Raw genomic sequence first — 22,574 nt, 5'->3', positions numbered from 1 at the left:
ATGCGGTGGGCTGCCCGAGCCTTATTGGCAGGACTTTGCATGATGGCGGGCGAGGCGTTGGCCAAGCGCCCGGAGGTCATTGTCGACCCCGGGGGCGTGCCCCCGGCCGCGCTCCAGGCGATCACCCAGGCGGTCGATGCGATCGCGCGTCTGGCCGAAGACCAGGACGGCGGTGAAATCAACCGCCTGCGCCGGCGCGCGCGCGACGCGACGCTGGCGGCGCTGGCCACGCAGGGGTATTTCTCACCCAAGGTCACGCTCGAGGCCGGCACCGATATCGGCGGGGAAACCTGGGACATCGCGATCGTCCCGGGCAAGCGTACTACCGTCGAAACCGTGAACCTGGAATTCTCGGGCCGCATCACGCGCCCGGAGTACGCGCAGCGTGTGCAGAGGCTGCGCGACAACTGGAGCCTGAGAAAGGGGCAGCCCTTCATCAACAGCGACTGGAACCGCGCCAAGGCCACGCTGCTGGACGACGTCTCCACGCGCGATTTTCTGCTGGCGCGCATGACGTCCTCGCGCGCGGACATCGACGCCGACAACGCGGCCGCGCATCTGCACGTCACCATCGACAGCGGACCGCAGGTGCGCATGGGCGAGCTCAACACGCAGGGTTTGAAGCGCGTGCCGGAAACCTTGATCGACCGCTACGTGCGCTACAACGTGGGCGCCGCGTTCGACCAGAACCGGCTGGACCAGTGGCAGCAGGACCTGCAATCGACCGCATTTTTCCGTGGTGCGTTCGTTTCGCTGCAGGAGCCGCCCAGCGCGAACGATCAGCCCACCGATCCCATTTCTGACCGCGCCCGCGGACCCGGATCCGAGGACGCCGCGGCAGCGGCGCCAGCGGGCGATCCCACCGTGTCGGGCGGCATGCCCCCGCCGCCGGCGCAGTTCGATTCGGACGGCGAGATCACGCTGCCGGTGCAGGTGCGCGTGGTCGAGGCGCCGCCCAAGCGGTTTTCCGCGTCGATCGGCGTGGACGACGAGGCCGGCGTGCGGGTGGAATCCGTGTATCGCCAGAACGTGGTGTTCGGCCAGCCGGTCACCATGGAAACCGGCTTCGGCGTGGACCGGCTGCGTCAGCGTGCCTTCATGGACATCCTTCTGCCTCCCTCCGAGCGCGGCTACCGCGATTCCGTCGGTATCCTGGCGGATCGCTCCGACATCCAGGGGCTGGAAGTGACCCGCTACGCGCTGGGCGCCACGCGCACGCAAGAGCGCAAGGGCGCGGGCGACAGCCGCGTCGAATACGAAACGCGCTATGGCGTGCTGCTGGCGCAAGACCACGTCAAGATCGACGGCGGCGACAGCTACACGCTGCCCACCATCACCACCACGGCCGAATGGCTGCGGCGCGACGTGGACAACAAATACGATCCGCGCGAGGGCAACCTGATTTCGGTGGGCGGCGGTGTCGGCGTGACGCTGGACACCGGCGAGCCCTACACGCGTCTGCGGCTGCGCGGCCAGAAATGGTGGCCGGTCGGCAAGTGGGACGTGCTGACGATCCGTGGCGAGGTCGGCCGCGTCTGGTCCAACGGCGACGTGCAGGTCCCGGACGACTTCGGCTTCCGGACGGGCGGCGCGCGGTCGATCCGCGGCTATCGCTACCAAAGTATCGGCGTGCACCGCGACAACGCCGTGGTGGGCGCGCCCACGCTGCTCGTGGGCAGCATCGAGTACGACCATTATTTTGACGAGCGCTGGGGCATGGGCGTATTCGTGGACGCGGGCGATGCCGCCGAATCCTTCGGCGACATGAAGATGTCCGTGGGCTACGGTGTCGGCGCGCGCGTGCGCACGCCCGCCGGGCCGCTGTTCCTGGACGTGGCTTACGGCCAGCGCGAACGCGACCTGCGCCTGCATTTCTCGCTGGGGATCGCGTTTTGAAGTTCGTGCGTAAATTCCTGCGCCATGTGCTGGTGTGGTGGCTGCCTGGGCTTGCCATGCTGGCCGCGTTGGCGGCCGGTTTCATCTTCTGGCTGGTGGCCTCGCAGAGCGGCACCCGCCTGTTGCTCACCACCGCCGCGCAGCAGCTCGAGGGCCAGGCGCTGGACGTGAACGGCTCGCTGCTGCGCGGCGTGACCGTGGGGCGGCTGGAGCTGACGGCCGGCGGCACGCACGTCGACATCCACGACCTGGACCTGTCCGTGCGCTGGAGCGCCCTCGGCGATCGGCTGCTGCACGTGCGCAACCTGTCGGCCGGCGCGGTCCGCGTGGACATGGCGTCCTCGCCCGAGACGCCGCCCGCCGAGGAAAGCAGCGAACCCTTCACGCTCCCCGAGCTGCCGGTGGCCATCGCCGTGGACCGGCTGGCGCTGGGCGACTTCCAGTTCACCCAGGACGGCGAGCCTCTGCCCGTCACGTTGAATGATCTGAACGCCACCTTTGCCGCCAGCCAGCAGGGCGCGCAACTGCGCATCGCCAGCCTGCGCGTCGGGCACGCGGTGGGCGAGGCCGACGTGACCGGCCAGGCCGATCTGCAGGGGCTGGCCGACCCCTGGCCCTTCGCGGCGCGTCTGGACGTGACGGCGCGGGGCGCGGGGCCAGATTCCCCGCTTTGCCAGGCCGACCGGCTGAGCGGCGTGTTCGGTCCAGTGGCGGGGCAGGCGCCCGTCAAGGACAAGGCTGAAGAATCGGCCAAGCAACCCGCTGCGTCCAAGGCACAGGAAGCGGCCAATCGCGCCGACCGGCGCAAGATCGAAGCCGCCGGCAAGGGCGCAAATACCTCCAAGCCAGCGGAGGCGGCCAAGGGCCGCGCCGACGCCGCGGTGGCCTCCAAGGGGAAGGCAGAGCCTGCCCCCAGCGCGGCCGCGCCGATGGGGCCGCCCGTGCCCGCGTGCCTGGTCGTGCTGCACGCCGACGCCGCGGGATCGCTTGACGGCATCCAGGCCAAGATCGACGGCACCGGATCCAATCTCGTGCTCGACGTGGTGGCCGATCTGGCGCCGCGCACGGCGCTGGTGCTGCGCAGCGCCCGGGCGCGCGCACAGTTGCCGGACAAGTCCACGCTGGCCGCGCAGTTCGACCTGCAGCCAGGCGACGCACCCGGCCGCGACCGCATCGTCGGCTCGCTGGACGCGCAGCGCCTGGACCTGGCGCCCTGGACGGGCAACGCCATTCCGCCAGCACTGCTGACCGTGCGCGCCGACGTGCAGGCCGATATCGAAAACCTGAGCGCGCTGCGGCATGCCGCCGTCAACCTGCGCTTTGAAGAGGGCAGCCGCTGGAACCGCCAGCCGCTGAGCGGGAATCTGAAGGCGCAGGTGGATGTGGCTGCGGCAGCCGGTGCTGCGGCAGCCGATGCCGCGGCGCCGGCCGGGACGGCTGCGGCTGACCCAATGGCGGACCCGCTTGCCGGCTTGCGCATCCACGGCCTGGACGTGGACCTGCGGTTGGGCCGCAACCGCGTTCGCGCGACGGGCGAACTGGGCGCCGCGAGCGGCGCCATCACGCTCGATGCCCAGGCGCCGCAACTGGATGCCTTCTGGCCCGACGTGCCCGGCGGCGCCGACGTGAAAGCCCGCATCGACGGCACGGTGGCGGCGCATCGCGGCGAGATCTCCGGCAGTTACACGCCGCCCCGGCCCCGGCCGGGGATCATCGGGCAGTCCCGCGCGCAGGCCAATCTGACCTTCAACGGCGGGTGGGGCAGGGGACCTGCGGGCCAGCCGGACGCGACGCTGGTGGGCTGGCGCGGCACGTTCTCGCGGCTGAGCGCTGACACAGCCGGATTTGCCGTCTCCCTGGATCGCCCGGTCACGCTGTCCTTCCTGCCTTCTGCGGTTGCGCCGCAATGGCAATGGCAAGTCGGCCAGACCGCCGTGAGCCTGATCCTGCCGGGCAAGGAGCGCCTTTCCGTGGCGCACCAGGGCTCGCGCGGCGGCGGCAAGCGCTGGGAAACCGCTGGGCAGTCGGACAATCTGGTCATCACGGCCGCCGTGGCGCGCCAGGTGGTCGGCGCGTTCGATCCGGAAGCCGCGGCCAAGCTGGGCCGCAACGCCGGCCGCGTGAACGCGATGGTGCCGGACGGCCAGCGCCGCATCGCGCTGGACCTGCTGTGGGACTTGAAATTCGATGGACGCCTGGCCGGCCGGGCCCGGATCGCGCGCCGGGCGGGCGACCTGCTGATTCCGGGCGATCCGCCGGTCCCGCTGGGCGTGAAGGCGCTGGTCGTCGACGTGACCGCCACGCCCACGTCGGCCAACGCCAGCCGGCTGGACGCCCGCCTGGACCTGGCGACGGAAAAGATGGGGTCGATCAACGGCACCGGCACGGCGGTCTTGCTGGTCGACGCACAAGGCGGCATGTCGCTGGATTCGCGTCAGCCGCTTCGGGCGCGACTCAATGCGGACATCGCCGACCTGGCGTGGGTCGGCCTGTTCGTGGGCGACGCCATGGAAGTGGGCGGCACGCTCAAGGCCAATATCGACGTCCAGGGCACGCTCGCCGGCCAATGGGGCGCCACCGGCGCGATCCAGGGCGACAAACTGCGGCTGGTGCGCATCGACGATGGCGTGCGGCTGATCGACGGCACGCTGTCCGCCCGCCTGGACGGCCAGCGGCTGATTCTGGACAGCCTTCGCTTTCCGGCGTCGCTGCGCGTCATGCCCGCCGAATGGCGCACCAAGGAATGGATCACGACCAACGCGGGCGCCAAGGGCGGTTTCGCCGAAGCCAAGGGCGACTGGAACATCGTGGACGGCGGCGGCGCGATCAAGCTGACGCTGTTCCGCTTTCCCGCCCTGCAGCGCTCGGACCGCTACGCCATGGTGTCCGGCACGGTCGAGGTGCGGGCAGCCATGCCGCGCCTGGAAATCGTGGGCAACCTGAGCGCCGACGCCGGCTGGTTCAGCCTGGAGATCCTGCAGGGCGTGCCGACGCTGGATGACGACGTGCGCGTGATCCGCGCGGGCGACGATCCCAACAAGGTCTCGACGCCGCTGCAGACCAGCATGGACCTGAGATTCGACATGGGACCGCGCTTCTACATTACGGGCATGGGGCTGGACGCGGGCCTGCTCGGCGCCATCCAGATCCGCCTGAACGACGGCCGGCTGACGGGCTGGGGCCAGTTGCGCACGCGCGGCGGCGGCATCGAGGCCTATGGCCAGCGGCTGCGCCTGAGCCGCGGGACCCTGACCTTCCAGGGCCGGCTGGACAATCCCATCCTGGACATCGAGGCGCTGCGCACGGGCGAACTGGTCGAGGCCGGCGTGCGGGTAGTGGGCACGGCCCAGCGTCCGCGCATTGACCTGGTGTCCTATCCGGAAGTCAGCGACGTCGAAAAGCTGTCGTGGCTGCTGCTGGGCCGCGGGCCGGACGAAAGCGGCGGCGACGCGGCCCTGCTCGTGTCGATCGGCACCGCGCTGCTGGGCGGCGGGCAGCCGTTCTACAAGCAGTTCGGCCTGGACGATGTGGCGGTGCGCACCGGCAACATGGGCAGCTCGGGCAGCATCCTGCCTGACCGCACGGTGGCCGGTAACGTCAACCGTGATATCGGCAGCGACCTGTCCACGCAGTTCCTGGTGGCCAGCAAGAACTTCGCCAATGGCATCACGCTGAGCGTCGAGCAGGCGCTCTCCGGCAGCGATACCGTTGGCCGCGCCAGTTACCGGCTGGCCCGTGGTCTGTCCCTGGATTTGAAGGGCGGGTCGGTCAACGGGATCTCGCTGGTGTACCGCACCCTCTTTGGCAATTGAGCCGGCGCCCGGCTTGAGGCGGGACAAGTGTGTCTCGCCGGGCCGGGGGGCGGGTCCGGCGCGCTCGGGATAAAATGACGCCCATTCAAATCCCTAGCACCACACCCACCATGAGCATCAAAAGCGACCGCTGGATCCGCCGCCAGGCCGAAGCCGGCATGATCGAACCCTTCGAACCGGGGCAGGTCCGTACGGCCAATGGCGGGCGCATCGTCAGCTACGGCACCAGCAGCTACGGCTACGACGTGCGTTGCGCCGACGAATTCAAGATCTTCACCAACATCAATTCGACGATCGTCGATCCCAAGAACTTCGACGAAGGCTCGTTCGTGGATTTCAAGGGCGACGTCTGCATCATTCCGCCGAATTCCTTCGCCCTGGCGCGCACGGTCGAATACTTCCGCATCCCGCGCAGCGTGCTGACGGTCTGCCTGGGCAAGAGCACGTACGCGCGCTGCGGCATCATCGTCAACGTGACTCCGCTGGAACCCGAATGGGAAGGCCACGTCACGCTGGAATTCTCCAACACCACGCCGCTGCCCGCCAAGATCTACGCCGGCGAAGGCTGCGCGCAGATGCTGTTCCTGGAAAGCGACGAGGTCTGCGAGACCTCGTACCGCGACCGTGGCGGCAAGTACCAGGGCCAACGCGGCGTCACGCTACCGCGCACCTGATTCCTCAGCCGGCTTGCGCTGGACGCGGGTCGTCGTGCAGGTCGACGGGCACGTAGTCGCGCACGTAGTCAATATCCCACTCGCCTTCGCCGGTCGGCACAAAGCCGTGCCGGCGATAGAAGCGGTTCGAATCGCTGCCGCGCAACGCGCTCAATGTCACCTTCGCGCGGCGGCGGTCGGCGTCCCGCAAGATCCGGCGCAGCACCTGGCCGCCCAAGCCTCGCCCCTGCGCAGAGGGATGCACGTACAGATGATCCAGCCGCAACCCGTCGCCGTCCGGCCGCAAGCAATAGAACCCGACGCGCTCGCCGCATGCTTCGATATGCCAGGTGCACTCGGGACGGAAGGTGCCGCGCAGCCGCTCGCGCGCCCGGTCCGGGTCAAAGCGGCCCAGCCGTTCCAGGCTGTCGCGCATGGCGGCGATCCGCAGTGCCAAAAGCGCTTCGAAATCGGACTCGGCCGCAGGCGTGAAACGCAGCGGTGCAGCATCTTTCGAGGCGTCGCTGGCGGCCTCTTTGGCGATATCGTTGGCCGTTTCAGCAGCGGCTCCACGGGCAGTTCCAGGCGCCAGCTCGTCATAACCCCGGCCAAGAAACTGCAGGATGCAGATGCCGTGCCCGTACGGATCGGCCAGGTGCGCAATGCGGCCCCAGTCGTGCGTGGCGGGCGGGTCCTCCAGACGCGCGCCGGCGGCGACCGCCCTGGCCACCGCCTGGTCCACGTCGTCCACCACCACGTCCAGATGCACCGGGGTCCAATGCCGCGCGTAGTCGCGGGGCTGGCGCACGGCGCCAGCAGCCGGGGTGCCGGACGCCTTTTCGAGCAGATAGATGGGGGCGTCGGCGCCCAGCAGTTCGGCCCCTGTCGAACCCAGGCGGCGGTTCAGCGTCAGACCAAAGGCCGACTGGTAGAAACCGATAGCGTGTTCGAGATCGGGGACATCGATATTGACCAGGATTCTCATGGGGGCATTTTGATGGTGGAGCGCCAGCGGACAGAGGGGCGAACCCCGTTGTTATGCGGCCTGCGCTAAAGAACCTCATGCCGCGTCCGTAAAAAGATTACATGTGTTTGCCGATTTGGCGACGTCATTTCTGCAAGCGTTAGCAAGGCCCAATCCGTGCGTTACCCCCATATTCCCTGGCTGCCCCTGTTGTTCTATCCCGCGTTGCCGGTGGCCGCCGCGGTCGGGCTGCTGTTCTGGCGGGAATGGCCGCCCGCGCTCAGCCTGATCGTGCCGTTTGTGCCGTGGGTGATGGCGCTGATTGGATCGGCCATCTGCCTGATGTATCAACGCTCGCAAACGATGGCGCTGATGCTGTGCGTGCTGGCCGTCACGGCGGCGTGGCCGACGCTGGCGCGTGAGGTGCCGTGGGCCATGGGCCCCGTGCTGGCCTGGTGGTCGCTCGTGTACACCATCAATGCCTTGTGGTCCGAACGATCCAGCATGCTGATCGACGTGGTGCTGCGCATCGGCTTGATGGCTGCGGGCGTGGCGGTGATCGCGCTAGTCGGCAAGGACGGCGTGGGCGACATCTTCAGCACCATCGCGCTGCAGGGCATGCTGGCGCGCCTGGGCGTGGCGGCCGAGGCGCTGATCGCGCTGCTGGGCACGGGCCTGACGTTGACGCTACTGCTGTTGCGCTACGGACGCCCGCAGCAGGCGGGCCAGTGGCTGGGCTTTGTGTGCATGGCGTGGGCGCTGCCGCGCGGCGCGGCGCATCCGCTTGAATTGGCGCTGATGTCCGCCGCGGCGCTGACGGCCCTGTGCATCTCGTTGGCGCATGAAGGCTTTCACATGGCATTCCGTGACGAGCTCACGGGTCTGCCCGGCCGCCGCGCGCTGAACGAACGGCTGCAGCGCATGGGCCGCGTCTATACGCTGGCGATGGCCGACGTGGACCATTTCAAGGCATTCAACGACACGCACGGCCATGACGTGGGCGACCAGGTGCTGCGCATGGTCGCCTCGCAGTTGCGGCGCGTGCCGGGCGGCGGCCAAGCCTACCGCTATGGCGGCGAGGAATTCACGCTGGTGTTTCCGGGCAAGACCGCGGCCGAGGCCATGCCGCACCTGGAAACGGTGCGGCGCGCGATCGAGGCCTACCAGATGCGCCTGCGCGACAAACCGGCCCGGCCCAAGGCGGACCAGATCGGCCAGCGCCGCCGTGGCGGACGGGGCGCGCGTGGCGCCCGGCCCCTGCGCGTGACGGTCAGCATTGGCGTGGCCGAACGCAGCGATTCCCTGCGCGCTCCGGACGCCGTCATCAAGGCGGCCGACCAGGCGCTCTACAAGGCCAAGGACGGCGGACGCAATCAGGTGTGGGCTTTTGGTGCGCGCCGCCGCGCGGGCGCTGCCTGACGCCAGGGCCTACCGGTCGGGCAGCGTCATCGCCATCAGCGCTTCGTCGTACAGCTTGCCGTTGACGAGCAGCGCCTCGCGCTCGTGGCCATACACGGTGAATCCCAGGCTGGCGTAAAGCGCCGACGCCGCGACGTTGTTGGCGGTTACGCTCAACTGCACCTGCCGGATCCCTCGCATCGTCCGCGCGTGGTCGATCGCCGCGCGCATCAGCAGCCGGCCCAAGCCCCGGCCGCGCTCGGCGGGCGCCACATACATGCTCCAGATGTGAGCCTTGTGCCGTACCTTCAGTTTGCGCTGGCGCCCCACGCCCACGATGCCGGCCAGCGCGTCGCCCAAAAACACGCCATACATCGCGCCGTCGTTAGCCGGCGAAATCCATTCTCGGATGTCCGCCAATGTCAGCGTGTGTTCCTCTTCGTAACTCGATCCGAAGGACTCCGGCGTTTCCACCAGCGCGTTCAAGCGCAATTGCCGCAGGGGCGCGGCGTCGGCAGCGATCAGTCGTCGGACGACAGGCTCGTTCATGGCGGCTTTGAGAGTGTTGGGATTAGGTAACGTTTGAGGAGTATAGGGGGATGGCCTTGCCTATAATGGCCCCAACGCCGCTTGCGGTTTTCAACAAGGAGCCACTGATGTTCGGTTTCCTCAAGACAAACCAGGATGCGACGCGCCACGAAGTACAGGAAGAATTCGTGGCTCGTGTCGCGGGTGCCGCGCAGGACTTCGTGGAGGCGGCCGGTTCAACCGGCGCCGTACTGGACTACTCCCCGTCCAGCGTCCATGCGCTTGATGATGCACTGGAGGCCGCCCATCTGGGCACGCTGCCTCTGACCCCCATGCAAACCGTCGGTGCTGCCGCCTATCTCTATGAAGTGGGCCGGCGCGCGCACGGCGGCCTGTACGAGGTCTGCGACGACGAAGACCCCGTGGTCCTCGTCTGCGGAGAACCCGGGTCCGAAGTGTGTTTTGGCGCGATCGCCAAGGTCGAACGGCGCATCCGCTACGGGGCCGCCGAGGCCATCCCCGCCTACTTTGACCTCTTCATGACAGCCCTGCAGACGGGCGAAGCCCAGACCATCCGCTAGGCCGATCTGAGGCTTCTGGGGATTTCCCTTAGGGCTGTACGAAAAACAGCCCTACAATTCCGCAATTCCCGCCGGCCGGCGGGTGCTCGTGCCGTCTGTCATCAGACGGTTTTTTACTCGCAGTACATTCGCGCCGCGATACGCGTCCGATCCGCCATGCCCCCAGGAGCGCCTGCATGAAATTCCGCTTCCCCATCTTCATCATCGACGAGGACTACCGTTCCGAGAACGCGTCCGGTTTGGGTATCCGTGCCTTGTCCGCAGCAATCGAGGCCGAGGGCGTCGAGGTGATCGGGGTAACCAGTTACGGCGACCTGAGCTCGTTCGCGCAGCAGCAAAGCCGCGCCAGCGCCTTCATCCTGTCGATCGACGATGAAGAGTTCGACGTGGACTCGCCCGAGGACGTGGCCGGCGCGATCAAGAACCTGCGCGCCTTCATCGGCGAGCTGCGCTTCCGCAACGCGGACATCCCGATCTACCTGTACGGCGAAACGCGCACGTCGGAACACATTCCGAACGACATCCTGCGCGAGCTGCACGGCTTCATCCACATGTTCGAGGACACGCCGGAGTTCGTGGCGCGCCACATCATCCGCGAGGCCCGCAGCTACGTCGACAGCCTGCCGCCGCCGTTCTTCCGCGAGCTGGTGAAGTACGCGCAGGACGGTTCGTATTCGTGGCACTGCCCGGGACACTCGGGCGGCGTGGCGTTCCTGAAAAGCCCGGTCGGCCGGATGTTCCACCAGTTCTTCGGTGAAAACATGCTGCGCGCCGACGTCTGCAACGCCGTGGACGAACTGGGCCAGCTGCTGGACCACACCGGCCCGGTCGCCGAATCCGAACTGAACGCCGCGCGCATCTTCCACGCGGACCATTGCTTTTTCGTGACCAACGGCACGTCGACCTCGAACAAGGTCGTGTGGCACGCCAACGTCGCCGCCGGCGACGTCGTGGTGGTGGACCGCAACTGTCACAAGTCGATCCTGCACGCCATCACGATGACGGGCGCGATTCCCGTGTTCCTGCGCCCCACGCGCAACCACCTGGGCATCATCGGTCCGATCCCGCTGGAAGAGTTCCACCCGGACAACATCCGCAAGAAGATCGAAGCCAACCCCTTCGCGCGCGAAGCAGTGAACAAGAATCCGCGCATCCTGACGCTGACGCAGAGCACGTACGACGGCGTCATCTACAACGTCGAAATGATCAAGCAGCAGCTCGGCAGCTATGTCGACACGCTGCACTTTGACGAAGCCTGGCTGCCGCACGCGTCGTTCCACGAGTTCTACCAGGACATGCACGCAATCGGCCAGGACCGCCCGCGCAGCCAGGACGCCATGGTGTTTGCCACGCACTCCACGCACAAGCTGCTGGCCGGCATTTCGCAGGCCTCGCAGATCATCGTGCAAGAGTCCGAGACCCGCAAACTCGACCGCAATGTCTTCAACGAGGCGTATCTGATGCACACGTCCACGTCGCCGCAGTACGCGATCATCGCGTCCTGCGACGTGGCCGCGGCCATGATGGAGCCCCCGGGGGGCACCGCGCTGGTCGAGGAAAGCATCCGCGAAGCCCTGGACTTCCGCCGCGCCATGCGCAAGGTGGAATCCGAGTTCGGCAAGAACGACTGGTGGTTCAAGGTCTGGGGTCCGAACCGCCTGGTGTCCGAAGGCATCGGCAATCGCGACGAATGGATCCTCGAGGCCAACGACCACTGGCACGGCTTCGGCGAAATGGCCGAAGGCTTCAACATGCTGGACCCCATCAAGGCCACGGTCATCACGCCGGGGCTGGACATGTCGGGCAGCTTCGGTGAAACCGGCATTCCCGCCGCGCTGGTCTCCAAGTACCTGACCGAGCACGGCGTGGTGGTCGAGAAGACCGGCCTGTACTCGTTCTTCATCCTGTTCACCATCGGCATCACCAAGGGCCGCTGGAACACGCTGTTGACCGCCCTGCAGCAGTTCAAGGACGACTACGACCGCAATCAGCCGCTGTGGCGCATCCTGCCGGAGTTCTGCCGCGACCATCGCCGCTACGAGCGCATGGGCCTGCGCGACCTCTGCCAGCAAATCCACGAGGCCTACCGCGAGCGCGACGTCGCCCGCCTGACGACCGAGATGTACCTGAGCGACATGGTGCCCGCGCTGAAGCCGTCGGACGCCTTTGCCCGCATGGCGCACCGCGAAGTCGAGCGTGTCGACATCGACAAGCTGGAAGGCCGCGTCACGGGTGTGCTGCTGACGCCGTATCCTCCGGGCATTCCGCTGCTGATCCCGGGCGAACGCTTCAACCGCACCATCGTGCAGTACCTGCAATTCGCGCGCGAGTTCAACGAACGCTTCCCGGGCTTTGAAACCTACATCCACGGCCTGGCCGACGAAGTGGGTCCGGATGGCGAGAAGCGTTACTACGTTGATTGCCTGATCGAAGAGTAAGCACGGGCGGGCCGGAAATCTTGATGTTCGATGTTGCAGTGCTTGGCGCGGGCGCCGCCGGAATGATGTGTGCGGCGGTCGCCGGCCAGCGCGGCCTGCGCGTGGTGCTGGTCGACCACGCGCAGCGCCTGGCCGAGAAGATCCGCATCTCGGGCGGCGGGCGCTGCAACTTCACGAACATCGGCGCCGGGCCCGCCAATTTTCTGTCCGACAATCCCCATTTCTGCCGGTCGGCACTGTCGGCCTACACGCCGCAGGACTTCCTGGCGCTCATGAAGCGCCACCGCATCGCCTGGCACGAGAAGCATCGCGGCCAGCTGTTCTGCGATGACTCCAGCGAAAACATCATCGACATGCTGCGCGCCGAGTGCGACGCGGGCAATGTGCAATGGCGCATGGGCTGTTCGGTGGCCGAGGTCGCGCACGGGGCCGAAGGTTTCGAACTGCGCACCAGCCAGGGCGTCATCCGGGCCGCCAAGCTGGTCATCGCGACCGGCGGCATGGCGATTCCGCAACTGGGCGCCACCGACTTCGGCCTGAAGATCGCCCGCCAGTTCGGCCTGAAGGTCGTCGAGCCGCGCCCCGCGCTGGTGCCGCTGACCTTCGACCCGGCGCAGTGGCAGCCGCTGTCTGAGCTGTCTGGCGTGGCGCTGGAAGTGAACCTGCAGACCGGGCAGGGCAAGGCGCGCGGCGAATTCCTGGAAGACCTGCTGTTCACGCATCGCGGGCTGTCAGGGCCGGCGATCCTGCAAATCTCCAGCTACTGGAAGCCGGGCGAGCCCATCGTGATCGACCTGGCGCCGGGCCGCGACCTGGCGCAGGAACTGCTGGCGTCCAAGTCCGGCAATCGCCAGCAGTTGCACACCGTGCTGGGCGGGCTATGGCCCAAGCGGCTGGCCGACCGCTGGCTGCAGCTGGCCGAGCAGGGCGGAAAGCCGGGCCTGGCCGCGCTGCGCCTGGCCGACGCGCCGGACAAGACGCTGCGCGGGCTGGCGCAGGACATCCATCAGTGGACGCTCGTGCCCAGCGGCACGGCGGGCTACAAGAAGGCCGAAGTCATGCGTGGCGGCGTGGATACGCGCGGCCTGGATCAGAAGTCCATGCAGGCCAAGGCCGCGCCGGGCCTGTACTTCATCGGCGAGGCCGTTGACGTCACGGGGTGGCTGGGCGGCTACAACTTCCAGTGGGCGTGGGCCTCGGGCGTGGCCTGCGGGCAAGCGCTGTAGGCCGCCGGCCGTTTTCGTCCGCACATCCGCAATGTCCTGAAGTCGTCCGCCTGGGCACATTTCGGCCAATCCGGCATTGTGATATCAAATAAAAATACATATCATTTATGTTTTGATCTTTATCAAGCCTGTCCCGCCAGGGACGGATCAGCCGGAGACTCGCATGGCCTACACCCTTCCGCCCCTGCCGTACGCCTATGACGCGCTGGAACCCCACATCGACGCGATGACGATGGAGATCCACTACACCAAGCATCACCAGACCTACGTCAACGGCCTGAACACCGCGCTGGAAGGCGCCGGCATCGCGACGGACGAACCCGTGGAAGCGCTCGTCTCCCGCATCAAGGAGTTGCCCGAAGCCGTGCGCGGCGCCGTGCGCAACCACGGCGGCGGCCACGCCAATCACAGCCTGTTCTGGTCCGTCATGTCGCCGCAGGGCGGCGGCGAGCCGGATGGCGCGCTGGCCGCGGCCATCGACGCCGAGCTGGGCGGGCTGCCTGCCTTCAAGGAAGCCTTCACCAAGGCGGCGCTGACCCGCTTCGGCAGCGGCTGGGCCTGGCTGAGCGTGACGCCGGCCGGCAAGCTGGTGGTCGAGAGCAGCGCCAACCAGGACAGCCCGCTGATGGAAGGCAACACGCCGATCCTGGGCCTGGATGTCTGGGAACACGCTTATTATCTGAAGTACCAGAACCGCCGGCCGGAATACATCGGCGCTTTCTACAACGTGGTGAACTGGCCCGAGGTCTCGCGCCGCTACGCTGCGGCAAAGGGCTGAGCGAATCTCCCGAAAGGAGCGCAGCCGCATATGAATACCTTCAGCCGTCATCGCGTGCGGCCGGCGGCCACCAGCATCAGCGTCTGGACGCTGGCCGTGATGGTGTCCTGCCTGGCCCTGTACCAGCTCTGGGTCTACCTGGACGTGCGGGCGCCGCACGTGGCCGACGCGCTGCTGGGCGGTCTTGTTGCGGCCGCGGCCACCGCGCTCGGCACCCTGCCCATTCTCTTTGCCCGCACCATTCCGCAGAAGGCGCAGGACAGCATGTTCGGCTTTGGCGCCGGCGTCATGCTGGCCGCCAGCGCGTTTTCGCTGGTCGCGCCGGGCATCGCCGCGGGCGAGGAGCTGGGCTACGGTCCCTGGGGCGCCGGTCTGACGGTCGGCGCCGCCTTGCTATTGGGCGCAGCCGTGCTGCTGCTGATGGACCGGGTCCTGCCGCACGAGCATTTCATCAAGGGCAGGGAAGGGATGGAGGCGCACCGCCTGCGCCGCACTTGGCTGTTCGTGTTCGCGATCATGCTGCACAACCTGCCCGAGGGCCTGGCGATCGGCGTGGGCTACGCGGCGGGAGATCCCGTGCGCGGCACGGCGCTGGCCACCGGCATTGCAATCCAGGACATTCCCGAGGGGCTGGTTGTGGCGGTGGCCCTGCTGGCGGCCGGCTACAAGCGCACGTTTGCCGTGGCGTTGGGCATGCTGTCGGGGCTGATCGAGCCCGTGGGCGCCGTGCTGGGCGCTGCCGTCGTCGGCTGGTCGGCGCCGCTCCTGCCGTGGGGTCTGGGCTTTGCCGCGGGCGCCATGCTGTTTGTCATCAGCCACGAAATCATTCCGGAATCGCACCGCAAGGGGCACGAGGTCTACGCCACCTGCGGCCTGATGATCGGTTTCGTGCTGATGATGCTGCTGGATACCGCGCTGGGATAGCGCCGCCAGGCATGCAACAGGCCTAGGCTTACCCCGGGCTTTCGTTGTATGCTTTCGGCGCTGTCACGCATGCTGCGGGAGAGAGCGGCCGAAGGCGTCAAGCCCGGCCGCCGCCGAAGGCGCAATTCGCCCAGAATCGCTCAGGTAACCGATACCGCGCAGGCTTGTCCCGTCCCGCATTTGCCGCCATTGCCGGCCATGCGGACGTGGCAAAACAGCACTCTGGAGAGACCTGGCGCCGCACCCAAAACAGGGACACTGCGAGCAGCCCAGGCGCCGAAGGTGCAAACCCGCCACGCGGGGCAACTCTCAGGCAAAAGGACAGAGGGGCGGAAGATTCAGCCGTTGCGCGGGCGCCGTCCGTCCGCAACCAGCGGCATTCCGTAACCCTGGCATCGCTGCCGTCCCGGAGTTCCCCCGCATGTCCGCATCCCTCAAACGCACCCCGCTCGCCGAAGAACACATCGCCGCCGGCGCCCGCATGGTCGATTTCGGCGGCTGGGACATGCCGCTGGCCTACGGCTCGCAGCTCGAAGAGCACCATGTCGTGCGCCAGGACGCCGGCATGTTCGACGTCTCGCACATGCTCAACGTCGATGTGACGGGCCCCGATGCCTTCGCCTTCCTGCAGCGCCTGGTCGCCAACGACGTCGCCAAGCTGACGGTGCCGGGCAAGGCGCTCTACAGCTGCATGCTGAACCCGCAGGGCGGCGTCATCGACGACCTCATCATCTATTTCTTCGCTGCCGACGAATGGCGCGTGGTGGTCAACGCCGGCACGGCCGACAAGGACGTGGCCTGGATGCAGCGCGTCAAGCAGGCAGGCGCGTTCGACGTGACCATTGCCCCGCGCCGCGATCTGGCCATGGTGGCCGTGCAGGGCCCCAACGCCCGCGCCAAGGTCTGGGCTGCCCGCCCGGCCTGGCAAGCCGCCAGCGAACCGCTGACCCCCTTCGTTGCCGCCCGCGTGGGCGGCGACACGCTGGTCGCCCGCACGGGCTACACCGGCGAAGACGGTTTCGAAATCGTCCTGCCCGCCTCCGAAGTCGTGCAACTGTGGCGCGACCTGATCGCCCAGGGCGTGCGTCCGGCGGGCCTGGGCGCGCGCGACACCCTGCGCCTGGAAGCCGGTATGAACCTGTACGGCCAGGACATGGACGAACTGACGCAGCCCGGCGAAGCCGGCCTGACCTGGACCGTGTCCGGCAAGAACGCCGAGCGCCGCTTTATCGGCCGCGACGCGATCGAGCAGTTCGCCAAGCCCGCCACCTTCATTGGCCTGAAGCTGCAGGAACGCGGCGTCATGCGCGCGCACATGGCCGTGCGCACCGCGCAAGGGGTGGGCGAACTGACCAGCGGCACCATGTCGCCCACGCTGGGCGTGTCGATCGGCTTTGCCCGCCTGCCGCAAGGCGTGGTTGCGGGCGATACGGTCGAGGTCGACATCCGCGGCAAGTGGGTGCCCGCCGTGGCGTGCAAGCTGCCTTTCGTGCGTAACGGCAAAGCCGTAGAACACTCGTAAACTCGAAGCTTCGCGCGTGCGCCGGCCCGTTCTGGGCAACGGCCGCCCGCGCGAGGCGCGCAACACCATTCATCTACCCGCATTCCCTCAGGAGTTCCCATGAGTCTGCCCACCGATCGCAAGTACACCGAGTCCCATGAATGGGTCAAAGCCGAGGGCGACGTGTTCGTCGTCGGCATCACCGACACCGCCCAGGAACAACTGGGCGATCTGGTCTTTGTTGGCGACGTGAACGTCGGCGCCAAGCTGAGCGCGGGCGAGACCGCCGGCGTGGTCGAGTCGGTCAAGGCCGCCTCGGACATCTACGCGCCCGTGTCCGGCGAAATCGTTGCCTTCAACGAAGAACTGGAAAGCAACCCCAACCTGATCAACGAATCGGCCTTCACCGCCTGGATCTTCAAGATCAAGCCGGACAACGCCGCCGACGCCGACAAGCTGCTGGACGCCGCCGGCTACGAAGCCGTCGCCAACGGCTGATGCCGCACGCGGGGAGGGCGGGCCGCTGCGCGGCGCCGCCTCCTCCGCCAGACGCAATACCGTCCGTTCGCAGGACGACACCCGCTACCCCGAGATCCCCCCATGTCGCGCGCCCTAGACACCCATACCGACTTCATCCCCCGCCACATCGGCCCCTCCGACGCCGACCAGGCCGCCATGCTTGCCGTGATCGGCAGCGATAGCCTGGACGCCCTGATCGAAGAAGTCGTGCCTCCCAAGATCCGCAGCAAGGAGCCGCTGGCGCTACCCGCGTCGCGCAGCGAAGCCGACGTGCTGGCCGAACTGAAGCAGGTGGCGGGCCGCAACAAGGTCTACCGCAGCTACATCGGGCAGGGGTACTACGGCACGCAGACGCCGAACGTGGTGTTGCGCAACATTCTTGAGAATCCCGCCTGGTACACGGCCTACACGCCCTACCAGCCCGAGATCTCGCAGGGCCGCCTCGAAGCCCTGCTCAATTACCAGACCATGGTCGCCGACCTGACCGGGCTGGACATCTCCAACGCCTCGCTGCTTGACGAAAGCACCGCCGCCGCCGAAGCGATGACGCTCGCGCGCCGCAGCGCCAAGTCCAAGAGCCCGGTGTTCTTCATCTCGCGCCACGTGCATCCGCAGACCATCGAAGTCGTGCGCACGCGCGCCGAGGGCCTGGACATCGAGATCCGCATCGGCGACGAAGCCGAAGGCCTGCCCGAGTGCTTTGGCGTGCTGCTGCAGTACCCGCACAGCACGGGTTCGGTGTCCGACTACCGCAAGCTGGCCGAAGCCGCCCACGCGCAAGGCGCGGTGGTCGCATGCGCGACCGACTTGCTGGCGCTGGCCGTGCTGGCCGCGCCGGGCGAGTGGGGCGCCGACATCGCCGTCGGTTCGGCCCAGCGCTTTGGCGTGCCGTTCGGCTTCGGCGGCCCGCACGCCGGCTTCATGGCCTGCAAGGACGCATTCAAGCGCAACATGGCCGGCCGTCTGGTCGGCGTGTCCAAGGACGCGCAAGGCAATCCCGCGCTGCGCCTGGCGCTGCAGACGCGCGAACAGCACATCCGCCGCGAGAAGGCCACCTCCAACATCTGCACCGCGCAGGTGCTGCTGGCCGTGATGGCCGGCATGTACGCGGTGTGGCACGGCCCCGCCGGCATCCGCCGCATCGCCGAGCGCGTGCAGCGCGCCACCGCCATCCTGCGCGCCGAGCTCATCAAGCTGGACGTCAAGGTCGCCAACGACACGTTCTTCGACACGCTGCTGGTGGAAACCGGCGCCGCGACGCCCGCCATTCTGACGGCCGCCGACTGCGCGCACATCAACCTGCGCCGCGTCGATGGCGCCCGCCTGGCCATCTCGCTGGACGAAACCGTCACCGCGGCCGACCTGCAAGCGCTGGTCAACGTCTTCGCCTCGGGCCTTGAACGCGATGACGTCGAACTGGACATCGACGCGCTCGACGCCGCGGCCCCCTGCGGCATTCCCGCCGCGGTCGCGCGCGAAAGCGCCATCCTGAAGCATCCCATCTTCTCCAGCATCCAGTCCGAAACCGACATGCTGCGCTACCTGCGCAAGCTGGCCGACAAGGATCTGGCGCTGGACCGCACGATGATCCCGCTGGGCTCGTGCACCATGAAGCTCAACGCCACGGCCGAGATGATCCCCATCACCTGGCCGGAATTCGCACTGATCCACCCGTTCGCGCCGGCCTCGCAAAGCCAGGGCTACGTGGAACTGATCGATCGTCTGTCCGCCGCGCTGTGCGAAATCACCGGCTACGACAACATCAGCCTGCAGCCCAACTCGGGCGCGCAGGGCGAATACGCGGGCCTGCTCGCCATTCGCGGTTACCACCAGGCCAACGGCCAGCATCAGCGCAACATCTGCCTGATCCCGTCTTCGGCGCACGGCACCAACCCCGCCTCGGCGCAGCTCGCCGGCATGGACGTGGTGGTGGTGGCGTCCGACGCCAACGGCAACGTGGACCTCGCGGACCTGCGCGCCAAGATCGAACAGGTCGGCGACAAGCTGGCCGCGCTGATGATCACGTACCCGTCGACGCACGGCGTGTTCGAAGAAGCCGTCACCGAAATCTGCGATCTGGTCCATCAGGCCGGCGGCCAGGTGTACCTGGACGGCGCCAACATGAACGCGATGGTTGGCGTGGCCAAGCCCGGCAAGTTCGGCTCGGACGTGTCCCACCTGAACCTGCACAAGACGTTCTGCATCCCGCACGGCGGCGGCGGACCCGGCGTGGGCCCCGTGGCGGTGCGCTCGCACCTGGCGCCTTACCTGCCGGGCGTTGTGAACGAGCAGGGCAAGCTGCCCGGCGACGCCAAGGTCGGCCCGGTCTCGGCCGCGCCTTTCGGCTCGGCCGGCATCCTGCCGATCCCGTTCGTGTACATCGCGCTGATGGGCGCGGACGGCCTGCGCCGCGCCACCGAAGTCGCCATCCTGAACGCCAACTACATTGCCACCCGCCTGCGCGGCCACTACGAGGTCCTGTACGCGGGCCGCAACGGCCGCGTGGCGCACGAGTGCATCCTGGACGTGCGTCCGCTCAAGGAAACCAGCGGCATCAGCGCCGAAGACATCGCCAAGCGCCTGATGGACTACGGCTTCCACGCGCCCACCATGAGCTTCCCGGTCGCGGGTACGCTGATGGTCGAACCCACGGAATCCGAAGGCGTGGCCGAGCTGGACCGCTTCATCGACGCGATGATCGCCATCCGCGAAGAGATCGCCCAGGTCGAACGCGGCGAACGCGACCGTGACGACAACGTCCTGAAGAATGCGCCGCATACCGCGCAGATGCTGCTGGCCGAGGAATGGCTGCACGACTACCCGCGCCAGCAGGCCGCCTACCCGGTGGCGACCCTGCGCGACGGCAAGTACTGGCCGCCGGTCGCCCGCGTGGACAACGCCTACGGCGACCGCAACCTGGTCTGCGCGTGCCTGCCGATCGAAGCGTACGCGTAAGGTTGCGGTTGGAAGGTGTCTGACACCCTAGGGAGATGCGCTTCAGCTTGTCGCAGCGTTTCAGCGGGTGTCAGACACCTTGGCATTGGAAGGTGTCTGACACCCTAGGGAGATGCGCTTCAGCTTGTCGCAGCGTCTCAGCGGGTGTCAGACACCTTGGCAACGGTTGGAAGGTGTCTGACACCCTCGGGAGACGCGCTTCAGTTTGTCGCAGCGTTTCAGCGGGTGTCAGACACCTTGGTAGTGGAAAGTGTCTGACACCATGTCAGCACCATGAAAAAAGCCCCCGACCTGTACAGGCGGGGGCTTTTTCTTGGGGCCGGTGTCAAGCCGGCCGCGCATTACTTCGCAGGCGCCTTCGCCGCGGCGCTGAAGTCTTCGGCGATGCTGATGAACGTGTTGAGCAGGATCTGCAGGTTGTCCTTGCCCAGGCCGCCTTCGGCGTTCATGTCCATCTGCAGCACGGCCTGGTTCTTGTCATCCAGGTAGGCGCGGCTCCAGCGGTATTCCTGGTTCCAGGCGTTGATGGCCTTGAGCGTCATCGGCTTCTTGGTGGCGTACGTGGCGGTCGCGACCAGATCCAGGCACTTTTCCGTGAAGTCATTGCACAGGAACTCCAGGCGCAGGTCGGTGGCGCCGGTGGTGCCCGGGTTCAGGACCAGCACGGGGCCGTCGGTGCCGTCGCTGCGGGTGACCGTGTAGCCCATGTCGTCCAGCATGCTGGCGACGTCGTCCAGGTTGAAGTCCTGCATGACGCCCGCGACCGGCGCGGGGGCGGCGGGTTCGGCGTCCGGATCCATGCCGATGCCGGACAGCTCGTCGTCATCGTCCATCGCGCCCATGCCGGTCGCGCCCAAGAGGCCGCTGAACAATTCCTCGGCAGGAATCTTCTGGCCGTTCAGGTCGCCCATGCCGTCGGCAAAGGTGAACTTGCCGACGATGTTGTCGCCGTCGTTCTTGCCGACATTCATCATTTCGGCCATGCCGGCCATCTGGCGGATGTTTTCGTCGGCGTCGGCCGCCGCTTTCTCGGCGGGCACGCCTTCGGTCTTGATGGCGTACTGCACCATCAGGTCCTTCACCATGGGCTTGGAGATCACCAGCGAGGCGTCGATCTTCTTGATCGCCTGCACCGCGATTTCCTGCGGGGTCAGGTCCTTGGCATTGGCCGGGTTGGCCAGGTCAAGCGTGAAGGTCAGCTTGCTTTCGCCCTTGGCCGTCTTCCAGCTCAGCGGATCGATGCTGAACGACGGATTGCCCGCCAGCAGCTTGCCGGCGTTATCCAGCAGGACGTCGAACTGCTCGTCCTTCAGGCCTTCGTCGCTTGCGCCCAGCATGTACTGGCGCATGAGCTGGTGGTACGTGTCCGAGAGCTGCTTGACGGCCTGGCCATCCAGCCGGGCCAGCTTGATCACGGCTTGGCCGTTGCCCAGCACCACGTCGTTCACAGTCAGGTCGCCCGTCTGGTACGCGGCCTGCACGTTGATGGCCTTGTCGTCCTCGGACAGCTTCACACCGTAGCTGAAGTTGTCCAGCGCAACCTTCATGTTGTCCGTCGGGCGCAGCACGTCCACGCGCTTGATCTTCAGGTCCGAATTGCCCATCGAGATGCCGAACTTGCCCATGCGGCTGTCGACGTCCATGGTCAGGCCCGCGATGGTCATCTTGACGGGGTCGCGGCTCTTGGTGCCGTCGACGGCCAGCTTGTCCATCACGCCGTGCGCGGTGACGGCCTGCGTGTCACGGTCGAAGGTGCCTTCCATCCGCATGCCGCTGAAGTCGAGCGCATTGCCGTCATGCGTGACGACGATCGGTGCGATTGCGGCGGTGGACGTGGCGTTGCCGCTGTAGCTGACGATGGCGTCGCCCATCAGCGGGGAGACGTCCTTGGTCAGTTCGAAGACGGGCTTGATGTTGTCCGTCTTGGCGATCTCGGTGTGGATGAACGCCAGCTTCGGCGCAATGGCGCCGCGCGACAGGGCGCTCTTGGGGAAGGGGCCGTGCTCGATGTTCGCGTCGAACTCGATCATGCCGGCGGGCAGGTCGTCCAGGCCCTTGTCGTTCTTGACGAGCGACACGCCATAACGCGCCTGCGTCGAGAACAGGCCGCGCTCGTACTTGAGCTGATCGATGCGCAGGCCGAACAGCGGCGTGATCTTGGCGAGTTTTTCGTTGGCCTGTGCCAGATGACGCTGCGCGTCCTCTTCGATGCGCTTGCCGGTGTACCACGTGGCCCCGACCCAGCTTCCCGCTCCCACTATGACCACGCCCAGGGTGATCGCTACGCTCTTTTTCATCGTTCTGCTTGTATCGTTGATTGTCGAGTCATATCCGGCAGCGGCTTATGGCGCCACGCTCGTCCGTGCGAGCGGAACCGTCCGGGATACACGTATTCATCGGC

The 22,574-nt window shown here is 67.1% G+C and carries 15 protein-coding genes and 2 riboswitches; of the genes, 12 read left to right on the top strand and 3 right to left on the bottom strand.

The genetic code is table 11. The features are described 5' to 3' along the window. The 3 genes from AC6LJW_RS11205 (at window position 1) to dcd (ending at window position 6,382) form a co-directional block, all read left to right on the top strand. Window positions 1-1,896: an autotransporter assembly complex protein TamA gene (locus tag AC6LJW_RS11205; protein WP_498087255.1), complete on the top strand. Its 1,896-nt coding sequence runs from the start codon at window positions 1-3 to the stop codon at window positions 1,894-1,896. Then, the gene (locus AC6LJW_RS11200; RefSeq protein ID WP_498087254.1) at window positions 1,893-5,708 is read left to right on the top strand and encodes a translocation/assembly module TamB domain-containing protein; all 3,816 of its coding nucleotides are present in this window, start codon (window positions 1,893-1,895) and stop codon (window positions 5,706-5,708) included. The genes AC6LJW_RS11205 and AC6LJW_RS11200 overlap by 4 nt, the downstream gene beginning before the upstream one ends. Before the next feature lie 110 nt (window positions 5,709-5,818). Next, the gene (gene dcd, locus AC6LJW_RS11195) at window positions 5,819-6,382 is read left to right on the top strand and encodes a dCTP deaminase (protein ID WP_008166733.1); all 564 of its coding nucleotides are present in this window, start codon (window positions 5,819-5,821) and stop codon (window positions 6,380-6,382) included. Between the two features lie 4 nt (window positions 6,383-6,386). On the opposite strand, the gene AC6LJW_RS11190 is transcribed toward dcd, so the two are convergent. After that, the gene (locus tag AC6LJW_RS11190; protein ID WP_498087253.1) at window positions 6,387-7,346 is read right to left on the bottom strand and encodes a GNAT family N-acetyltransferase; all 960 of its coding nucleotides are present in this window, start codon (window positions 7,344-7,346) and stop codon (window positions 6,387-6,389) included. A 156-nt stretch (window positions 7,347-7,502) separates the two neighbouring features. Between AC6LJW_RS11190 and AC6LJW_RS11185 the strand changes: the two genes are divergently transcribed. After that, window positions 7,503-8,744: a GGDEF domain-containing protein gene (locus AC6LJW_RS11185; RefSeq protein WP_498087252.1), complete on the top strand. Its 1,242-nt coding sequence runs from the start codon at window positions 7,503-7,505 to the stop codon at window positions 8,742-8,744. Between the two features lie 9 nt (window positions 8,745-8,753). Here the strand turns inward: AC6LJW_RS11185 and AC6LJW_RS11180 are convergent, their stop codons facing one another. Further along, window positions 8,754-9,272 (bottom strand): GNAT family N-acetyltransferase, encoded by a 519-nt coding sequence (locus tag AC6LJW_RS11180; RefSeq protein WP_056559076.1) that lies wholly within the window; start codon window positions 9,270-9,272, stop codon window positions 8,754-8,756. A gap of 107 nt (window positions 9,273-9,379) precedes the next feature. On the opposite strand from AC6LJW_RS11180, the gene AC6LJW_RS11175 reads away from it, so the two are divergent. From AC6LJW_RS11175 to gcvP, 8 genes are all read left to right on the top strand, one after another. Then, the gene (locus AC6LJW_RS11175; RefSeq protein WP_056566280.1) at window positions 9,380-9,832 is read left to right on the top strand and encodes a hypothetical protein; all 453 of its coding nucleotides are present in this window, start codon (window positions 9,380-9,382) and stop codon (window positions 9,830-9,832) included. A 176-nt stretch (window positions 9,833-10,008) separates the two neighbouring features. Continuing rightward, entirely contained in the window at window positions 10,009-12,270 is a 2,262-nt protein-coding gene (locus AC6LJW_RS11170; RefSeq protein ID WP_056559073.1) for an arginine/lysine/ornithine decarboxylase, read from the top strand. Between the two features lie 23 nt (window positions 12,271-12,293). Further along, window positions 12,294-13,496 (top strand): BaiN/RdsA family NAD(P)/FAD-dependent oxidoreductase, encoded by a 1,203-nt coding sequence (locus tag AC6LJW_RS11165; protein WP_427987838.1) that lies wholly within the window; start codon window positions 12,294-12,296, stop codon window positions 13,494-13,496. Between the two features lie 163 nt (window positions 13,497-13,659). Beyond that, the gene (locus tag AC6LJW_RS11160; RefSeq protein WP_056559067.1) at window positions 13,660-14,274 is read left to right on the top strand and encodes a superoxide dismutase; all 615 of its coding nucleotides are present in this window, start codon (window positions 13,660-13,662) and stop codon (window positions 14,272-14,274) included. 30 nt (window positions 14,275-14,304) lie between these two features. After that, on the top strand, window positions 14,305-15,198 hold the full coding sequence (locus AC6LJW_RS11155) for a ZIP family metal transporter (RefSeq protein ID WP_056559064.1): 894 nt from the start codon (window positions 14,305-14,307) through the stop codon (window positions 15,196-15,198). A 65-nt stretch (window positions 15,199-15,263) separates the two neighbouring features. Beyond that, a riboswitch (glycine riboswitch) is annotated at window positions 15,264-15,365 on the top strand. 45 nt (window positions 15,366-15,410) lie between these two features. After that, window positions 15,411-15,533, top strand: a riboswitch (glycine riboswitch). Between the two features lie 86 nt (window positions 15,534-15,619). Further along, window positions 15,620-16,720 carry a glycine cleavage system aminomethyltransferase GcvT gene (gcvT, locus tag AC6LJW_RS11150; RefSeq protein ID WP_427987356.1) on the top strand — a complete coding sequence of 367 codons (1,101 nt, stop codon included), beginning with the start codon at window positions 15,620-15,622 and terminating at the stop codon, window positions 16,718-16,720. A 99-nt stretch (window positions 16,721-16,819) separates the two neighbouring features. Continuing rightward, window positions 16,820-17,197 carry a glycine cleavage system protein GcvH gene (gene gcvH / locus AC6LJW_RS11145; RefSeq protein WP_056559057.1) on the top strand — a complete coding sequence of 126 codons (378 nt, stop codon included), beginning with the start codon at window positions 16,820-16,822 and terminating at the stop codon, window positions 17,195-17,197. A 102-nt stretch (window positions 17,198-17,299) separates the two neighbouring features. After that, the gene (gene gcvP, locus AC6LJW_RS11140) at window positions 17,300-20,173 is read left to right on the top strand and encodes an aminomethyl-transferring glycine dehydrogenase (protein ID WP_498087251.1); all 2,874 of its coding nucleotides are present in this window, start codon (window positions 17,300-17,302) and stop codon (window positions 20,171-20,173) included. Between the two features lie 341 nt (window positions 20,174-20,514). Here gcvP and AC6LJW_RS11135 read toward each other — a convergent pair whose 3' ends face one another. Next, the gene (locus tag AC6LJW_RS11135) at window positions 20,515-22,470 is read right to left on the bottom strand and encodes a DUF945 family protein (protein ID WP_498087250.1); all 1,956 of its coding nucleotides are present in this window, start codon (window positions 22,468-22,470) and stop codon (window positions 20,515-20,517) included. Window positions 22,471-22,574 lie beyond the last annotated feature (104 nt).

It is taken from the genome of Achromobacter sp. 1012554356 (assembly GCF_059760815.1).
The sequence above is the reverse complement of the archived record's forward strand: the minus strand, read 5'-3'. Positions and strand labels throughout refer to the sequence as shown.

What these genes read in the sequence shown, in the direction of transcription:
- AC6LJW_RS11205 (WP_498087255.1), top strand. Translation starts at nt 1, where the DNA reads ATGCGGTGGGCTGCCCGAGCCTTATTGGCAGGACTTTGCATGATGGCG.
- dcd (WP_008166733.1), top strand. Translation starts at nt 5,819, where the DNA reads ATGAGCATCAAAAGCGACCGCTGGATCCGCCGCCAGGCCGAAGCCGGC.
- AC6LJW_RS11190 (WP_498087253.1), bottom strand. Translation starts at nt 7,346, where the DNA reads ATGAGAATCCTGGTCAATATCGATGTCCCCGATCTCGAACACGCTATC.
- AC6LJW_RS11180 (WP_056559076.1), bottom strand. Translation starts at nt 9,272, where the DNA reads ATGAACGAGCCTGTCGTCCGACGACTGATCGCTGCCGACGCCGCGCCC.
- AC6LJW_RS11175 (WP_056566280.1), top strand. Translation starts at nt 9,380, where the DNA reads ATGTTCGGTTTCCTCAAGACAAACCAGGATGCGACGCGCCACGAAGTA.
- AC6LJW_RS11170 (WP_056559073.1), top strand. Translation starts at nt 10,009, where the DNA reads ATGAAATTCCGCTTCCCCATCTTCATCATCGACGAGGACTACCGTTCC.
- AC6LJW_RS11165 (WP_427987838.1), top strand. Translation starts at nt 12,294, where the DNA reads ATGTTCGATGTTGCAGTGCTTGGCGCGGGCGCCGCCGGAATGATGTGT.
- AC6LJW_RS11160 (WP_056559067.1), top strand. Translation starts at nt 13,660, where the DNA reads ATGGCCTACACCCTTCCGCCCCTGCCGTACGCCTATGACGCGCTGGAA.
- AC6LJW_RS11155 (WP_056559064.1), top strand. Translation starts at nt 14,305, where the DNA reads ATGAATACCTTCAGCCGTCATCGCGTGCGGCCGGCGGCCACCAGCATC.
- gcvT (WP_427987356.1), top strand. Translation starts at nt 15,620, where the DNA reads ATGTCCGCATCCCTCAAACGCACCCCGCTCGCCGAAGAACACATCGCC.
- gcvH (WP_056559057.1), top strand. Translation starts at nt 16,820, where the DNA reads ATGAGTCTGCCCACCGATCGCAAGTACACCGAGTCCCATGAATGGGTC.
- gcvP (WP_498087251.1), top strand. Translation starts at nt 17,300, where the DNA reads ATGTCGCGCGCCCTAGACACCCATACCGACTTCATCCCCCGCCACATC.
- AC6LJW_RS11135 (WP_498087250.1), bottom strand. Translation starts at nt 22,470, where the DNA reads ATGAAAAAGAGCGTAGCGATCACCCTGGGCGTGGTCATAGTGGGAGCG.